We start from the raw sequence: 14,310 nt of genomic DNA, 5'->3' as shown, positions 1-14,310 counted from the left end.
AAGCCGGTCCGTCGACGCTGCTGACGGACCGGCCTCTTCCGGGTGGGCGATACTGGGTTCGAACCAGTGACCTCTTCGGTGTGAACGAAGCGCTCTCCCACTGAGCTAATCGCCCGGGAACGGGTTGAACCATACAGGGCTCGCGGCGTCCGGTTCAAACTGCTTCCAACCAGGCCGAGAGGCCCCGGCGCCCGGCGCGCATCATCAGGGCGTGGTTGGCCCGGAACACGGCACGTCCGGGCACCGCGAGGAGCCGCATCAGCCGTCGGTGCACCTCGACCTCCTGCTCGTACGTGGCACGGCTGCCGGCGCCGTGCGCGGTGACCGTCCACCGGGCCCAGCCGACGAGGTCGCCGCCGAGGGCCGCTTCGAGGACCCGGGCCGCAGGGTCGCGGCGGCGTTCGCGGACGGTCATGACGAGGTCGTACGGGAGGAGGGAGCGGATCCGGGTGGTGCCGGTGGTGCCGTCGACCGAGGTGACCTCGCGGACCTGCGGCCACCATCGCGGGTAGTCGTCGGGGCGTCCGAGGATCTCGTACACGGTGTCGGGCGGCCCCGGCAGGTCCCAGACGCTCACGAATCGGTAGTGACTCCAGTCCATGACCCAAGTCTGCGCGTACTCAGCCGGGGAACTGAGTATCCGAGCCCATGTCCGGTCCCGTGGCTCGCGCCACACTCCCGTTCATGGAACATGTGCCGCCGCCCGCCGAGGAATTGGCGCTCCTCGATCACGAGCTGGCCCGGCTGGATGCCCGCCGGTCCCAGTTGCTGGTTCGTCGCGCCTGGCTCGTGAGTGTGCTGGCGCAGCCCGCCGTGCGCCCCGCCGTGCCGCCGTTCACCGCTCCGTCCGGGCCACCTGCGCCGGTCCGGTCGTCGGTCCCGTTCGCGGCTCCCTTCGGCTCTCCCGCCGCGCCGGCCGGGCCGCGCAGCGCGCAGAACGTGCTGCTCACCCTGGGCGGTCTGCTGCTCGCGATTGCCGCGATCGCGTTCACCCTGGTCAGCTGGGGCCAGATGGGCATCGGTGGCCGCTCGGCGGTGCTGACGGCGGTGACGGTCGCGGCGCTCTGTGCTCCCGCCGTGCTGCTGCGACGCGGGCTGCCCTCGACGGCCGAATCGCTCGCCGCTCTGGCGTCGGTGCTGATGGTCCTGGACGCGTACGCGCTGCACGGGGTGGCGGTGCCGGAGGCCGGCGGTCCCGGTTTCGCCGCGGTCGCCTCGGCGGTGCTGGCGGTGCTCTGGGGCGCGTACGGGCTGCTGCTCGGCCGGCTTCGGCTGCCGCTGCCCCTGGCCGTGGTGACCGCGCAACTGCCGCTGTTGCTGTGGGCGTGGTCGGCGGGTGCGGGGGCCACGGTGTTCGGCTGGGCGTTGCTGGCGACGGCGGCACTGGACTGTGCGATCGCGGTGTGGGGCAAGGGAGTTGCGGTACGGGTGACGGCCTGCGTCTGCTGCTGGGCAACGGGTCTGCCGGGCCTGCTGGTGGGCCTGGGGCAGTCGGTGTCCGCCGATTCGGTGTCGGGCGCGGTGGCGCCGGGTCTGCTGTTGCTCGCGGGCGCGGCGGTCGCGGTGGCCGGGGCGTGGCGGGCGCCGGCGGGGCTCGCGGTGGCCGCTGGAGCGGTGGCCGGGCTCAGCGGGGTGGCCGCGGTGGGCGGTGTGCCGGGTGCCGGGGTGGCCTGGGGCTGGTCGGTGCCGCTGTACCTGCTGTGCGGTGTGGTGCTGTTGGCGGCGGTGCGCGTTCCGCTGCCGCGCCCGATCGGGAAGGGCCTGCTGTGGGCCTCGTCGGCGGTGACCGCGGGTTCGGTGCTGGCAGCGGTGCCGCCGGTCGGTCTGTCGCTGGCGGGCACGGTGTCGCAGGCGGCCCGGGTGTGGGCGGGGGTGCCGGAGGGCGGGGTACGGGGCGCGTCGGGCACCGAGGCCATGGCGTGGTCCGCGATGGCTTCGGCCCCGGTGGTGCTGTTGGCGGTGGCCGCTCTGTCGGGGGCGGCGTACCGGTCGTGGGCGTCGTGGCTGCGGGTGGCCGGGCCGGTCGTTGCGCCGAGGACGGCGTGGCGGGGTGCGGCGGGGGCCGATGCGGTGGCGCTCGGCTGGGCGGGGTTCACCGCGTTGCCCGCGGTGCTGGGACTGTCGTACGCGGCTGCGGTGTCGGTGCAGGCGGTGCTGGTCGTCGGGGTGTTCGCGGTGGCGGTACGGGAATTGCGCCGGGGGTCGAACGGGGTGGGGCAGACCGCGCTGGTGTGCGGTCTGCTGGGTGCGGTGAGCGTGGGAATGCTGTCGCTCGCCACGGAGACCGCCACGTACGCGGTGTTCACGGTGTTGCTGGTGGTGTTCGGGGCGGCTGCGGTGGTACTCGGCGGTGCCGGGGTCCCGGCGGCCCGAGCCTTGCCGCGGCTGCCGGCCGCTCAGGCGGCGCGTGCGGCAGGGGTGTTGCGGATGGCGCAGGCAGTACCGGCGTGCGGTGCGGTGGTGTGCGGGATGGTGCTGGCCCGTGCGGTGGGGGCGTCGTGGGGGCTCGCCGGGTATCGGGCGGCGCCGGTCATGCTGGTGGTCACCCTGGTGACGGTGTTGCTCGGGGCGCGGCTGCGGGGCCGCCCGTCGGCTCTGCCGGTCGAGCTGACCGGGGCCGTGGCGGGTGTCGTGGCGGTGGGCATGGCGGTGCCGGACCGGCCGTTCCTGGCGTTGGTGCTGTCCCTGTGCGGGGTGCTGGCGGCGGGCACGGCCGTACGGGCCGAGCGCCGGCCGGTGGCCGGGTATCTGGCGACGGCGCTGTTCGTCCTGGCGGCCTGGCTGCGGTTGTCGGCTTCGGGGGTGTCGGCCCCGGAGGCGTACACCCTGCCGGTGACGGTGCCCGCCCTGGCGGTCGGTGTGCTGCGCCGGCACCGTGATCCCGAGGCGTCGTCGTGGACGGCGTACGGGGCGGGTCTCGCAGCGACTCTGCTGCCGAGTCTCTTCGCGGCCTGGGCCGATCCGTACTGGGTGCGGCCGCTGCTGCTCGGTGCAGCGGCGCTGGTGATCACCCTGGCGGGCGCGCGGCTGCGGCTGCAGGCTCTGCTGCTGCTCGGTGGTGCGGTGCTGGCGCTGGACGCCGTGCACGAACTCGCGCCGTACGTGGTCCAGGTCGTCGGCGCGCTGCCGCGCTGGCTGCCGCCCGCGTTCGCCGGGGTGCTGCTGCTGGTGGTCGGGGCGACGTACGAGCAGCGGCTGCGCGATGCGCGGCGCCTGAAGGACACCCTGGGCCGGATGCGTTGACCGGTGTGCCGCACGGCCGGTCCGGGTCGCCCTCGGGGGCTCGGGCCGGTCTGCGGTCTGCGGTCTGCGGTCTGCGACGAGGGCGCGCGGCCTGGACGGCGCGGGAAACGCAGAGTGCCCGTGAGACTCTGCAGTCTCACGGGCACTCTGTCCGGGTGGGCGATACTGGGTTCGAACCAGTGACCTCTTCGGTGTGAACGAAGCGCTCTCCCACTGAGCTAATCGCCCGGGCGCAGGCCAAACATTACCGCATGTCAGCGGCACCCCATGACCATCCCCCGGTCACTCGTGGATCTTCCACGGCATGGTCACGCCGAACTTCCAGACGTAGATCCCCACGAGCACCGCGATGATCACCAGACCGGTCACGGTGAGGATGATGTTGCGCCGCCGGACCTTGGGATCGAGCGCCCGCTGGGCGGCCTCGGTGACCTTGCGTCGCGTCCAGCGCAGCACCAGCTGCGCCCAGACGAACTCGGTGGCCCAGATCGCCATGCCGCCGAAGATCACCAGCCAGCCGGGCCCGGGCAGCGGCAGCATGATGATCCCCGCGACGACAACCGCGAGGCCGACCAAGAAGACGCCGACCTGCCAGCTCAGATGCAGCGCCCGTGACGCCTTGATGAACCCGGGCGCCCGGGAACCGAGCTCCCGGTCCTCCTTCGTCACACCCTCCGTGGCCTCTCCCGTCACATCCCCCGTGGCGGACGACGGTTTCGCCGGTCCGGCGCCCCCGTCCCGCTCGTCACTCTCCGCGTTCATGGGGGCCAACCTACCGGAACGCCCTCCATCACCGGAATGGCCGCATAACCCAAAGTTACACACCGCTGTACGAGCTACCTGAAGGGCCACAAAAAGGTCAGAGGGGTTTACAACGCCACCGTAGGTGGCATGTCGATTTCGCCGACGTGCGAATCCCCGAGCGCACACTGAGCGAAAGGCCCTGGCGCTTATGAACACCACGGTCAGCTGCGAGCTGCACCTGCGCCTCGTTGTGTCGAGCGAGTCCTCACTGCCTGTACCCGCGGGCCTGCGGTATGACACGGCCGATCCTTATGCCGTGCACGCCACCTTCCATACCGGAGCGGAGGAAACGGTCGAGTGGGTTTTCGCCCGCGACCTCCTTGCCGAGGGGCTGCATCGGCCCACCGGCACCGGAGACGTCCGCGTCTGGCCATCACGTAGTCACGGCCAGGGCGTCGTCTGCATCGCACTGAGCTCCCCAGAGGGCGAAGCCCTTCTCGAAGCCCCGGCGAGGGCCCTGGAGTCGTTCCTGAAAAGGACCGACGCCGCGGTTCCGCCAGGCACCGAGCATCGTCACTTCGATCTCGACACGGAGCTCTCACACATCCTGGCCGAGAGCTGAGCCAGGCCGAGAGCTGCACGGCGCCGTCCGACTCGGGGAGACGGCGCCGCGCGGACAACCACATAGGGCTGACACCGACGCCGTCATCACGGAATCCACCGTGGCGACGGCGTCGGTGCGCGTTCCCGCCCACCCGTGCGACCACGCTCCGCGCACCGACACGCGCCCCGCAGGCCCCAGCCGCCCACCACGGCCCGGACGGGCGGCCACCGGCCATGGGATACCCAACAGGTGCCGGTACGGGCTCCTCGCGCCCCGTACGGGCCCTCTCGGACCTCTGTGCGGTGGCACCGAGCCAGTAGAGTCAGCCGGCATCGGCGGGCACCCGCCCGCTGGAGGCCAGGGAGCGAAAGCGTGCTGATCCCCCACGACACCCAGATCGCCCTCGACATGGTGGTCGACCTGCTGAACACGGCGCCGGAGAGCGGGCCGGTCGACGGTCTCGCCGGCATCGAAGCGCTGTACGACTTCGCGCGCCGTCATCGCATCAGCGGCGTGGGCGAGCTCCACGAGAAGGACCTGCGGGACGTACGGGACGTACGGACGCGCTTCGCCGAGATCTTCGCGACGGACGACGCCCGGACCGCCGCCTCGCTGGTCAACGCCCTCGTCGCCGCCGCAGGCACCACACCGCAGCTCAGCAACCACGACGGCTACGACTGGCATGTGCACTACTTCGCACCGGACGCCTCGGTCGCCGACCACCTCGCGGCCGACTGCGGCATGGCCCTGGCGTTCATCGTCGTGGCGGGCGAGCAGGAACGGCTGCGCCGCTGCGAGGCGCCGGACTGCCGGCACGCCTTCGTCGACCTCTCCCGTAACCGCTCCCGGCGCTACTGCTCAAGCCGCACCTGCGGTAACCGTCTGCATGTGGCCGCGTACCGGGCACGCCGTAAGGAAGCGGCCGGCTGACCGTTCACAGCATGAAGAGATCATGCACCGCGGCCATCAGCAGCAGACTGCCGATCACCGCGAGGAAGATCATCAAAGGGGGCTGGGAAAGCGCGAAGAGGCAGCCACGCGGCTCTTCGTCAGCGGGTGCGGGGGCATCGCCCGGGGAGGTGTCGACCATCTCGAGACGATCATGACGCAGACCGGGGCCCCTTGGCGATCAACACGCCTTTTCACGCCGGGAGTTCACCCACCCCGGGGTGAAGCGCGATTCGCTCCGATGTCCGGTCGCCCGCCAGACTTTCGGTACGACGGCCCCTGAACCACTCGTCGTTGACGTCGGCGGAGCACAACACCATGACAGGCTCACCGAATTCGAGCCCCTCGGGCAAGGGGCACAGCAGGCGTCCTGCACTTCGCGGGAACGCCCCGGAATCACAGCCTTCCACCTGACTCCGGGCGCCGGGCACCGGGTTGGGCCGGGAGCTGTGGGCGGGAATCGCGGAGAGGTGGCAGAAGGCGGTCTCAGCGTGGTGTCGCACTGGAGGCGCGCACCACGAGCTCGGGCTGGAGCACCACACTGCGGTGCTCGTGGGTACCGGCCTCATCGTCCGCCTCCTCCAGCAGGAGCTCCGCGGCCATCCTGCCCATCACGACGGCGGGCTGACGGACCGAGGTCAGCGGTACGGCCGCGGCCGCCGCGAACTCGATGTCGTCGTAGCCGACGATGGCGATGTCGTGCGGCACCCGCACGCCCGCCGCGTACAGCGACTGCAGCACACCCAGGGCGAGCAGGTCGTTGGCGCAGAACACCGCGGTCGGCCGGGGCACGAGGCCGAGCAGCCGGGCCCCCGCATCGCGCCCCGCCGCCACGTCCAGGCGGTCGGAGGGGATCTCGACGAGCGCCTCGGGCGGCAGTCCGGCGTCGGCGAGGGCCGACAGGGCGCCCTCGCGCCGGTCCCTGATCTGGTGGAGGTCACCGGGGCCGCTGACGTACGCCACCGAGCGGTGCCCGGCCGAGACCAGGTGACCGGCGGCGAGCGCGCCACCGCGGACGTCGTCGACGGAGACCGCGCAGGTCCCCGTGCCGGACGCCACGCGGTCCACCAGCACGAAGGGGATCCGGTGACGGCGGAACGCCTCCAGGTTGCGGCCGGTCGCGTCGGCCGGGGTGACCAGGACGCCGCACACCCGCTGCTCGGCGAAGAGCCCGAGGTACTCGGCCTCCTCCGTCGGGCTCTGGCCGCTGTTGCAGACCATGACACCGAGGCCGGCCGCACGGGCAGCGCGCTCGGCACCGCGGGCCACATCGACGAAGAACGGGTTGCCCATGTCCAGGACGAGCAGTGCCATGATCCGGCTGCGGCCGGCCCTGAGCTGGCGGGCCGACTCGCTGCGCACGTACCCGAGCTCCTCGATGGCGGCCAGCACCCGGGTACGGGTCTCCGGCAGCACCGCCTCGGGCCGGTTGATCACATTGGACACGGTGCCCACGGAGACTCCGGCCTGCCGGGCCACATCCTTGATTCCTGCCGCACGCGCCACTTGCCCTGCCCCACTGATGCCCTCGGCCGTACCGGTCCACGGCGTCGCCCCGTCGTACGGACGCCCTCGCGGGGGCCGACTCCCGGCAGCACCCCCCGGACCGAATGAATTGTTTCAATTCGACCACGACGCTAGCCTCATCGACTACCAGCGTCAAGTGCAGAGAAGCGAATGAATCGATTCAGTCGCTCATCATCCCCACGCCCCGCCACGGTGGTGCGCGTGCGGGTCAGATGCCGTGCTTCTTCAAGATGGCCTCGATGTCGCTGAAGTCCTCGCCCGACGACGCGGACTGCTCCGTTTTCGTCTTCGGGACCACCTGCGCCCGGGTCGCCGGAAGCCCGGAGCCGAGGGAGGGCGCCGAGGCTGCCGGAGCGACGGCCCCGCCCTGCGCCGCCCGTGCGGCGGCCTTGCGTTCCTTACGGGTGCCGACGCCTCGGCGCTCGATCCCGCGCGTGGTCAGGAACAGCAGCCAGGCCACGGCGAGCAGCCCGAAGCCGAGCCAGACGCTCGGCTTGAAGGCGATTCCGGCGACCCAGTCCACAATCCCGGTCAGCACCAGCCCGATCGGGACCAGGGAGTAGGCGGCGATCCGGGCCGCGGCGAGGAAGCGCTTCCGGTACGCGGTGACGGCGGCAATGCCCAGGCCCGCCGCGGACACCGCGGAGCAAATGGTCTCGGCAAGCATCAGGGCCTCCAGGCACAAGGGGAAACGTCTCTTCCATCCTGCACCGCCCACCGCCCGGGCGGCCACGATCCGGGACCACATCAGGGACATTTCAGGGCCGGGATCCTCCCCAGGTGCCGATTCGGAAGCACTCCGGCCGCGCGAAGCCGGAGCGGACCGGATGGGGATCGCATTGCGGAGACGGATGCGGATTGGGACGCTCACACGCGCCCTGGGAGACTGGCCGCATGAGCGAATCCACCGCCGCAGCGCCGGTTGTCCTCGACCTCTGGTGCGAGCTCCAGTGCCCCGACTGTCACCAGGCCCTCACCGATGTGCACGCCCTACGGGCCAAGTACGGCGACCGGCTGGAGGTGCGGCTGCGGCACTTCCCGCTGGAGAAGCACAAGCACGCCCACGCCGCCGCGCAGGCCGCCGAGGAGGCGACGGCCCAGGGCAAGGGCTGGCCGTACATCGAGGCGGTTCTCGCCCGCACCGCCGACCTCGGCCGCACCGGCGAGCCGCTGCTGATCGAGGTGGCGCGGGAAATCGGCCTGGACGCCGAGGAGATGGACACCGCCCTGATCGACGGCCGCCACATGCTGATCGTCGACGCCGACCAGGCCGAGGGCAAGGCGATCGGGGTCACCGGCACGCCGACATATGTGATCGGCGACGAGCGGCTGGACGGCGGCAAGAGCCAGGACGGGCTGCGCGAACGCATCGAGGAGATCGCCGACCGGCTGCTCGCGGAGCAGGACTGAGCCGACGGAGGGTCAGAGCGTCTTGGCCAGGTTGTACTGAGTCGTCCGGTAGCCGAGCGACTCGTACAGCCGCTGGGCCGGTGTGTTGCCGGCGAAGACATGCAGCCCGAGGCGGTGGGCGCCCGCGTCCAGGGTGATGTGCTCCGCCTGCCACATCAGGGCACGTCCGTAGCCTCGGCCCCGGTACTCCTCGTCCACTTCGACATCGAAGACGTATCCGGCCTTTTCACCCGGGCTTTCTTCGCTCACCGACACCCACACATGGCCGACGACCGCGTCCTCGTTCACGAGGACGTGGAAATGCATGCCCACGGTGTCGATGCCGTCCGGCAGGTTTCGGGCATGGTCGGCGCGGGACTTCTCCATGGCCTGCTCGGCCGGGACGCCCTGGTTCACCCAGGACTGCGCGTACATGTCGACGCTGGTGCGCTGCCAGCGCGCGAACTCCTCGGCACTCATCTGCCGGGCGACGACACCGTCCGGCAACGCCGGAGCCGTAGGGTCGAGTTCCTTGACCATGTTCCGGCCGCGTTCGGTGTAACCGAGCGCGGCCGCCAGGCCCTGCGCTCCCTCGTTGTCCTCGGGTGCCGCCAGGTGCACCTGGGTGCAGCCCCAGCCGCGCAGCACCTCTTCGGCCGCCAGCGCCGCGATGGTGCCGCGGCCGCGCCTGCGGCGGGATTCGTCGACGCTCAGGGAACGCAGCACGCCGACCGAGGCACCGAACTGCGGATCCGTGCCGATCTCGACGGCGCCGACGGGCCGCCCGTTGTCGCACAGGTCGTACGCGCGGCTCTTCGCGCCGTCGGCGCCTTGCTGGATCGGCCCGGTCGGCCGGAGCGTCGTAGTCATCGGAGTTGTTCTATCCGCTGAGCCCCGGCCCGTCACCCGGTTTTACGGAGTCGAGGTGCGGTTCTACGGGTCGAGGTCGTTCCCGGCCTGCTCGTCGAAGATCCTCATGGCCTTGGCGGTCACCGGTCCGGGCCCGCCGGGCAGCTCCCGGTCGTCCACCCGGTGGACGGCCTGCACATCACGCAGCGTGGAGGTCAGGAAGATCTCCTCGGCCCGTTCCAGGACGTCGAACGGCAGGTCGGTCTCCTCGGCCCCCGTCCACTCCACGGCCAGTGCGCGGGTGATCCCGGCGAGGCAGCCGGAGGCGACCGGCGGGGTGTGCACCTGCCCGTCGAGCACGACGAAGACATTGGACCCGGTGCCTTCGCAGAGCTGTCCGACCGTGTTGGCGAAGAGCGCCTCGGACGCACCGTGCTCATGGGCACGGGCGAGGGCGACGACGTTCTCGGCGTACGAGGTGGTCTTCAGCCCGGCGAGCGCACCGCGTTCGTTGCGCGTCCAGGGGACGGTGATCACGGCGGTCGTGTCCGGGCGGCGGCGCGCCTCCCCGAGGGCGACGACGAGGCCGGGACCGGCGTCGCCGCGGTCGGAGCCGAGTGGGGAGAGCCCTCCCGTGTAGGTGATGCGCAGCCGGCCGAGCGCCATCGGGTTGGCGTCGATGACGGCGGCGCAGGCGCGGCGCACCTCGTCGAGGTCGGGCGCGGGAAGACCGAGGCCGCAGGCCGAGCGGGTCAGCCGGTCGAGGTGACGGGTGAGAGCGAAGGGCCTGCCGTCGACGGTCTTGACCGTCTCGAAGATGCCGTCCCCCACAGTGAGTCCGTGGTCGAGTACGGACACCCGGGCGTCGTCGGCGTCCCGCAGTTCGCCGTTGACCCAAATCCTCATCACGCGGTCCTTCCAGTCGCTTCGTGAGCGCCCGACGCTACAGCGAGCAGCCGGGAGGCCTTCAGTTCGGTCTCGTCCCATTCGCGCTCCGGGTCGGAGCCCCAGGTGATGCCGGCCCCGGTACCGAAGCGGAGGACCGGGGCGGCTGCGGTCCGATCGATCCAGAACGTACGTATGCCGACGGCAAGGGAGGCGGTGCGGCGGTCGGCGTCGACCCAGCCGATGCCGCCGCAGTAGGGCCCGCGCGGTGCCGTCTCCAGTTCCTCGATGATCCTGAGAGCGCTGGACTTGGGTGCTCCGGTGACGGAGCCGGGGGGAAACGCGGCGTCGAGGAGTTCGGGCCAGCCGGCCCCCTCGGCGAGCTCCCCGCGCACGGTGGAGACGAGGTGGACGAGCCCGGGGTGCTTCTCCACCACACAGAGGTCGGGGACCGTGACCGATCCGGTGGCGCAGACCCGCCCGAGGTCGTTGCGGACCAGGTCGACGATCATCACGTTCTCGGCGTGGTCCTTCTCCAGCAGATCGCCCTCGGTCCGTCCGGTGCCCTTGATCGGTCCGGACTCGATGGTCCGGCCGTCCCGCTCGAGGAAGAGTTCCGGGGACGCGGTGGCGATCTCCACACCGTGCGCCGGCAGCCGGATCGTTCCTGCGTAAGGGGCGGGATTGCCGCGCGCGAGCAACGCGGTGAGCGCGTCCACGTCCGAGGCGGCCGGGTCGGGCAGTGGAGCGCTCATCACCCGGCAGAGGTTGGCCTGGTAGACCTCGCCGGCCGCGATGTACTCGCGGATCCGTCGTACACCAGCGGTGTACGCGGCACGGTCCAGGGACGAGTTCCAGTCACCGGTCGCGGGCCCGCGCCAGCCCCCACGCACCGGGGCGGCCACTGCCTCCGTACGTACGGAGGCGAAGCGGGCGCAGACGAGACGGCCCTCGAAATCGGCGGACACGGCCCAGAAGCCGGCCGAGTCGAGGGCGGTGGGATCACTGGTCACGTCCTGCAGATCGGACGCGACGAGGCCGCCGAAGCGGGCCATCGGGACAAGGTCGTGCACGCCGTTGAGTCTAGGACGGCGCACGATGACCTGCGTCGGGGCGAACGCACCTCAGCACGCTGCACAAACGCGTTTTTGTACTGGCCCGGGAATCCGCTAGAGTTCAACACGTCGCCGGGACGCGCAAGCGGGCCGGAAAAGACAAGCGGACGTAGCTCAGTTGGTAGAGCGCAACCTTGCCAAGGTTGAGGTCGCCAGTTCGAACCTGGTCGTCCGCTCGCAGAAAGTGGGGGATCTTCCCGAACCCCCACTCCTGGTGGAGTGGCCGAGAGGCGAGGCAACGGCCTGCAAAGCCGTCTACACGGGTTCAAATCCCGTCTCCACCTCCAAGGACGATTAGCTCAGCGGGAGAGCGCTTCCCTGACACGGAAGAGGTCACTGGTTCAATCCCAGTATCGTCCACCGGTCCGCAAGGATCCCCGCGCGATTAGCTCAGCGGGAGAGCGCTTCCCTGACACGGAAGAGGTCACTGGTTCAATCCCAGTATCGCGCACGCAGTACACGCAGGTTCACCCTGCGCGATTAGCTCAGCGGGAGAGCGCTTCCCTGACACGGAAGAGGTCACTGGTTCAATCCCAGTATCGCGCACGCAGTACAAGCCCCGGTCGCTTCGGTGACCGGGGCTTTGTCGTCTCCTCGGTGAGCAGTGGTGCGTGCAGCGGCAGGCCCGGACGTCTTCCGCCCGGGCCCGCCGTGCGTTCGCTCAGGACGAGAAGAGCATGCGGCCGAAGCTCTTGTGCCGGTAGTGACCGCCGTGGTGGCCGTCGTGGTACTGGGGGGCGCCCCAGGCGGGCGCCGGGGCGGCCGGGTAGGCCTGCGGGGCGGGCGGTGCGGGCGGGGCCTGTTGTGTCCACTGCGCCTCGATGCGGGTCAGGGTCTCCAGCTCGCCGTAATCGAGGAAGATCCCCCGGCAGCCGCTGCACTGCTCGATCTGTATGCCATTGCGGTTGTACGTCTGCATCTGTGCGTGGCACTTGGGACACTGCATGGTTCGGCTCACTCCTCGCCGTCGGGTCGCCGTCCCCGGAATGCGTGCCCGGCGACGGTCGGTTCAGCCTACGACGAGTGGTCGGCGGTCAACTCGGTTTGGAGAGAGGCAATTCGGGCACAGGCATCGATCATCGTCTGCTCCACTTCATCCGGACTCCGGCCCTCCGACGCGGACTTGGCGAGTGCGAGCGCCGCGGTCTGCACGGTCAGGGCGCGGGCCGGGACGTCCAGTTCGGGCCAGGGGTCGCCCGCGGCCCGTACGGCGGGTCCGCCCGCCGCCCGGTAGGCGTCCAGGAAGCGGAGCCAGACATCGGGGGGCAGCAGCCCGGCCGCGTACCAGGCGGCGGGGCGGGCGAGGTCCCAGGCCGGGTCGCCGAGGCCCGTGTCGTCGATGTCGATGAGCAGCCAGGGGCCGTGCGGCGCGGGGTGGCGGACGAGTTGGCCGAGGTGCAGATCGCCGTGGCAGAGGAAGCCGGCGCGGTGCGGGGGCGCGGCGGCTTCGTCGCGGGCCCAGGCCGGCAGGCGGCGCCAGGCTTCGAGTACGGGGACGGTGGCCGGTTCGCCGGGCCGGGCGGCGCGCATCCGGGCAACGGCGAGCGCGGCCTTGGCGGGGCCACGCATGGGCGGGAGCGGGACGGTGGGCGGGGTCCGGTGCAGCCCGGCCAGCAGGACGGCGGCCTCTTCCCAGGGGGCTGCGTCGGGGTCGTCGGGATCGACGGGCCGGCCGTGGGGCCACAGGGTGACGGGCCGGCCGTGGAGCGGGGTGGCGGGCCGGGGCCAGAGGGGAGCGAGCAGGATTCCGGTCAGGCGGGGGTCGTTCGCGAGGGTCAGGCGCGTCAGCAGGCCAGGGGCATCCGTGCCGGGGGCGTGGGCCTTGGCGACGACGGGACCGCTGCGGACCACCGTGCCGTCCGCCCGGTCCGCGAGCACGGCCGGTGGCGGGCAGACGCAGTCGGCCGGGGGTCCGGTGTGGGCGGCCCGGTGGGCGAGGGCGCCCAGCGCGCGTACGACTGCGGTGGTCACGGTCTCCCCCGGTGGCGGACAGGTGCGGGCGGGCCGGTCCGCGCCGGGCCCGTCGATGAGCGTACGCGCGTGCGGCGGTATCGACCTGGTGCGCGATGGGGAGCGGATCAGCGAGCGGCGTCATGCGGCTTCGGATCCAAGGCGGAGGAGGGAGGCGACGCGAGAGGGGCCCCTCCCGCGCGAGCAGATTCGAACGTGGGGGGGCGTCGACCGACGACAACGCCGGAGGCGGAGTCACGGGGCGTCGGGAGCCCGCTCGCTGTCGTGCACCGGGGCCGCAAGGTCCCGGACAGCGCGATGTCCGGTCAGCTCCCCAGCTGACCGGACAAACGCTGCCGTCCGCCGCACCCCCGTCCCCACGGGGTTGTTGGCCGGATGTCCCGGTCCGGACCGCTCTTCCGGACCCGGGGCGCCGCTCAGCGCCCCAGCATCACGCCCACGGACGACGCCTGTGTGACCACTGCGTCCCAGCCGCCGAAGACGACCACGAGCAGGGCCGCCAGGGGAAGAACCATCGCCGTCGCCACCAGTGGGTGGCGCGTGCCGGACGACGGGCGGCTGCCGAACGCGGCACGGGCCCTGCGTCCTCGCGTGCGGATCATGGTCCGCGTTGCCGTGTCCGCCATGGTTCCTCTCCTGACCGGATGTGGAGCGGCGGGCGTGTGACCTCGGGGGACGAGTGCTGCGCCCGCCGCTTGATCTCAACATTAGGGAAGCGGAGGGCGTACGACGTCATGCCCGCGTACCGAATGCCGGGCCTCCCGGAGGATGAGCCGTGGGTAGTCGATGTACTCCCCTGGGTGGAGATCGGGCGTCTGATCCCGGGGTCATCCCGGAGGGATACCCGGAATGTTGCGGATCAGGTGGGCGGACGGGGTGCGGCGACCGGTCGCCGTCGGGGCCCGGTCGAGGCCGTCGGCAGGTCGGGCCCCGACGTGACTTCACTCACTCGCCCGCGCCCCGGCTCCCGGCGGCGGGCCGGGGCCGCGTCGCCCCGGTCGGCGCGGGCCCGTCCCTGCCGGGTCGGTGTGCGGC

At 71.6% G+C, this 14,310-nt stretch carries 15 protein-coding genes and 7 tRNA genes; 9 read left to right on the top strand and 13 right to left on the bottom strand.

Features of this window, described 5'->3' with window-relative positions:
* Positions 1-43: 43 nt before the first annotated feature.
* Positions 44-115, bottom strand: a tRNA-Val gene (locus tag ACFU8Q_RS16600).
* A gap of 39 nt (positions 116-154) precedes the next feature.
* Complete coding sequence (locus ACFU8Q_RS16595) at positions 155-601, bottom strand: SRPBCC family protein (RefSeq protein ID WP_384453734.1); 447 nt, start codon at positions 599-601, stop codon at positions 155-157.
* Positions 602-684: 83 nt separating this feature from the next.
* Here ACFU8Q_RS16595 and ACFU8Q_RS16590 point away from each other — a divergent pair, with 83 nt between their 5' ends.
* On the top strand, positions 685-3,243 hold the full coding sequence (locus tag ACFU8Q_RS16590; RefSeq protein WP_384453732.1) for an SCO7613 C-terminal domain-containing membrane protein: 2,559 nt from the start codon (positions 685-687) through the stop codon (positions 3,241-3,243).
* A gap of 156 nt (positions 3,244-3,399) precedes the next feature.
* Here ACFU8Q_RS16590 and ACFU8Q_RS16585 read toward each other — a convergent pair.
* Positions 3,400-3,471: transfer RNA gene (locus tag ACFU8Q_RS16585), tRNA-Val, on the bottom strand.
* A 54-nt stretch (positions 3,472-3,525) separates the two neighbouring features.
* The gene (locus ACFU8Q_RS16580; RefSeq protein WP_384453729.1) at positions 3,526-4,005 is read right to left on the bottom strand and encodes a TIGR02611 family protein; all 480 of its coding nucleotides are present in this window, start codon (positions 4,003-4,005) and stop codon (positions 3,526-3,528) included.
* Between the two features lie 190 nt (positions 4,006-4,195).
* Between ACFU8Q_RS16580 and ACFU8Q_RS16575 the strand changes: the two genes are divergently transcribed.
* Together ACFU8Q_RS16575 and ACFU8Q_RS16570 are read left to right on the top strand one after the other, a co-directional pair.
* Positions 4,196-4,609, top strand: coding sequence for an SsgA family sporulation/cell division regulator (locus ACFU8Q_RS16575; protein WP_003959770.1), 414 nt, complete (start codon positions 4,196-4,198; stop codon positions 4,607-4,609).
* Between the two features lie 354 nt (positions 4,610-4,963).
* Complete coding sequence (locus ACFU8Q_RS16570; RefSeq protein ID WP_384453726.1) at positions 4,964-5,521, top strand: CGNR zinc finger domain-containing protein; 558 nt, start codon at positions 4,964-4,966, stop codon at positions 5,519-5,521.
* Positions 5,522-5,525: 4 nt separating this feature from the next.
* Here the strand turns inward: ACFU8Q_RS16570 and ACFU8Q_RS16565 are convergent, their stop codons facing one another.
* The 3 genes from ACFU8Q_RS16565 to ACFU8Q_RS16555 all read right to left on the bottom strand — a co-directional run bounded on the left by ACFU8Q_RS16565 (position 5,526) and on the right by ACFU8Q_RS16555 (position 7,733).
* Positions 5,526-5,681, bottom strand: a complete 156-nt coding sequence (locus ACFU8Q_RS16565; protein WP_384453723.1) for a hypothetical protein — start codon at positions 5,679-5,681, stop codon at positions 5,526-5,528.
* Between the two features lie 344 nt (positions 5,682-6,025).
* Positions 6,026-7,045, bottom strand: a complete 1,020-nt coding sequence (locus ACFU8Q_RS16560; protein WP_384453720.1) for a LacI family DNA-binding transcriptional regulator — start codon at positions 7,043-7,045, stop codon at positions 6,026-6,028.
* A gap of 229 nt (positions 7,046-7,274) precedes the next feature.
* Positions 7,275-7,733, bottom strand: a complete 459-nt coding sequence (locus ACFU8Q_RS16555; RefSeq protein ID WP_384453763.1) for a hypothetical protein — start codon at positions 7,731-7,733, stop codon at positions 7,275-7,277.
* 227 nt (positions 7,734-7,960) lie between these two features.
* Between ACFU8Q_RS16555 and ACFU8Q_RS16550 the strand changes: the two genes are divergently transcribed.
* Positions 7,961-8,476, top strand: coding sequence for a DsbA family protein (locus ACFU8Q_RS16550; protein ID WP_384453717.1), 516 nt, complete (start codon positions 7,961-7,963; stop codon positions 8,474-8,476).
* Between the two features lie 12 nt (positions 8,477-8,488).
* Here the strand turns inward: ACFU8Q_RS16550 and ACFU8Q_RS16545 are convergent, their stop codons facing one another.
* The 3 genes from ACFU8Q_RS16545 to ACFU8Q_RS16535 form a co-directional block, all read right to left on the bottom strand.
* Positions 8,489-9,325: a GNAT family N-acetyltransferase gene (locus ACFU8Q_RS16545; RefSeq protein WP_384453714.1), complete on the bottom strand. Its 837-nt coding sequence runs from the start codon at positions 9,323-9,325 to the stop codon at positions 8,489-8,491.
* Positions 9,326-9,388: 63 nt separating this feature from the next.
* Positions 9,389-10,210 carry an aminotransferase class IV gene (locus ACFU8Q_RS16540; RefSeq protein WP_384453711.1) on the bottom strand — a complete coding sequence of 274 codons (822 nt, stop codon included), beginning with the start codon at positions 10,208-10,210 and terminating at the stop codon, positions 9,389-9,391.
* Positions 10,210-11,244: a chorismate-binding protein gene (locus ACFU8Q_RS16535; protein ID WP_384453761.1), complete on the bottom strand. Its 1,035-nt coding sequence runs from the start codon at positions 11,242-11,244 to the stop codon at positions 10,210-10,212. The genes ACFU8Q_RS16540 and ACFU8Q_RS16535 overlap by 1 nt, the downstream gene beginning before the upstream one ends.
* A 163-nt stretch (positions 11,245-11,407) precedes the next feature.
* Here ACFU8Q_RS16535 and ACFU8Q_RS16530 point away from each other — a divergent pair.
* From ACFU8Q_RS16530 to ACFU8Q_RS16510, 5 genes are all read left to right on the top strand, one after another.
* Positions 11,408-11,480 (top strand) — tRNA-Gly (locus ACFU8Q_RS16530).
* A 37-nt stretch (positions 11,481-11,517) separates the two neighbouring features.
* A tRNA-Cys gene (locus ACFU8Q_RS16525) sits at positions 11,518-11,591 on the top strand.
* A 1-nt stretch (position 11,592) separates the two neighbouring features.
* Positions 11,593-11,664, top strand: a tRNA-Val gene (locus ACFU8Q_RS16520).
* A 19-nt stretch (positions 11,665-11,683) separates the two neighbouring features.
* Positions 11,684-11,755: transfer RNA gene (locus ACFU8Q_RS16515), tRNA-Val, on the top strand.
* 23 nt (positions 11,756-11,778) lie between these two features.
* Positions 11,779-11,850, top strand: a tRNA-Val gene (locus ACFU8Q_RS16510).
* A 115-nt stretch (positions 11,851-11,965) separates the two neighbouring features.
* On the opposite strand, the gene ACFU8Q_RS16505 is transcribed toward ACFU8Q_RS16510, so the two are convergent.
* From ACFU8Q_RS16505 to ACFU8Q_RS16495, 3 genes are all read right to left on the bottom strand, one after another.
* Positions 11,966-12,250, bottom strand: coding sequence for a zf-TFIIB domain-containing protein (locus ACFU8Q_RS16505; protein ID WP_384453708.1), 285 nt, complete (start codon positions 12,248-12,250; stop codon positions 11,966-11,968).
* A 68-nt stretch (positions 12,251-12,318) separates the two neighbouring features.
* Positions 12,319-13,275, bottom strand: a complete 957-nt coding sequence (locus tag ACFU8Q_RS16500) for an aminoglycoside phosphotransferase family protein (protein WP_384453705.1) — start codon at positions 13,273-13,275, stop codon at positions 12,319-12,321.
* Positions 13,276-13,691: 416 nt separating this feature from the next.
* Positions 13,692-13,901 (bottom strand): hypothetical protein, encoded by a 210-nt coding sequence (locus ACFU8Q_RS16495; RefSeq protein WP_384453702.1) that lies wholly within the window; start codon positions 13,899-13,901, stop codon positions 13,692-13,694.
* Between the last annotated feature and the right edge of the window lie 409 nt (positions 13,902-14,310).

This window comes from Streptomyces sp. NPDC057543 (assembly GCF_042801895.1).
Classification (GTDB): Bacteria; Actinomycetota; Actinomycetes; order Streptomycetales; family Streptomycetaceae; genus Streptomyces.
Note: the sequence above shows the minus strand (reverse complement) of the source record. Positions and strands in the feature narration are given on the sequence as shown.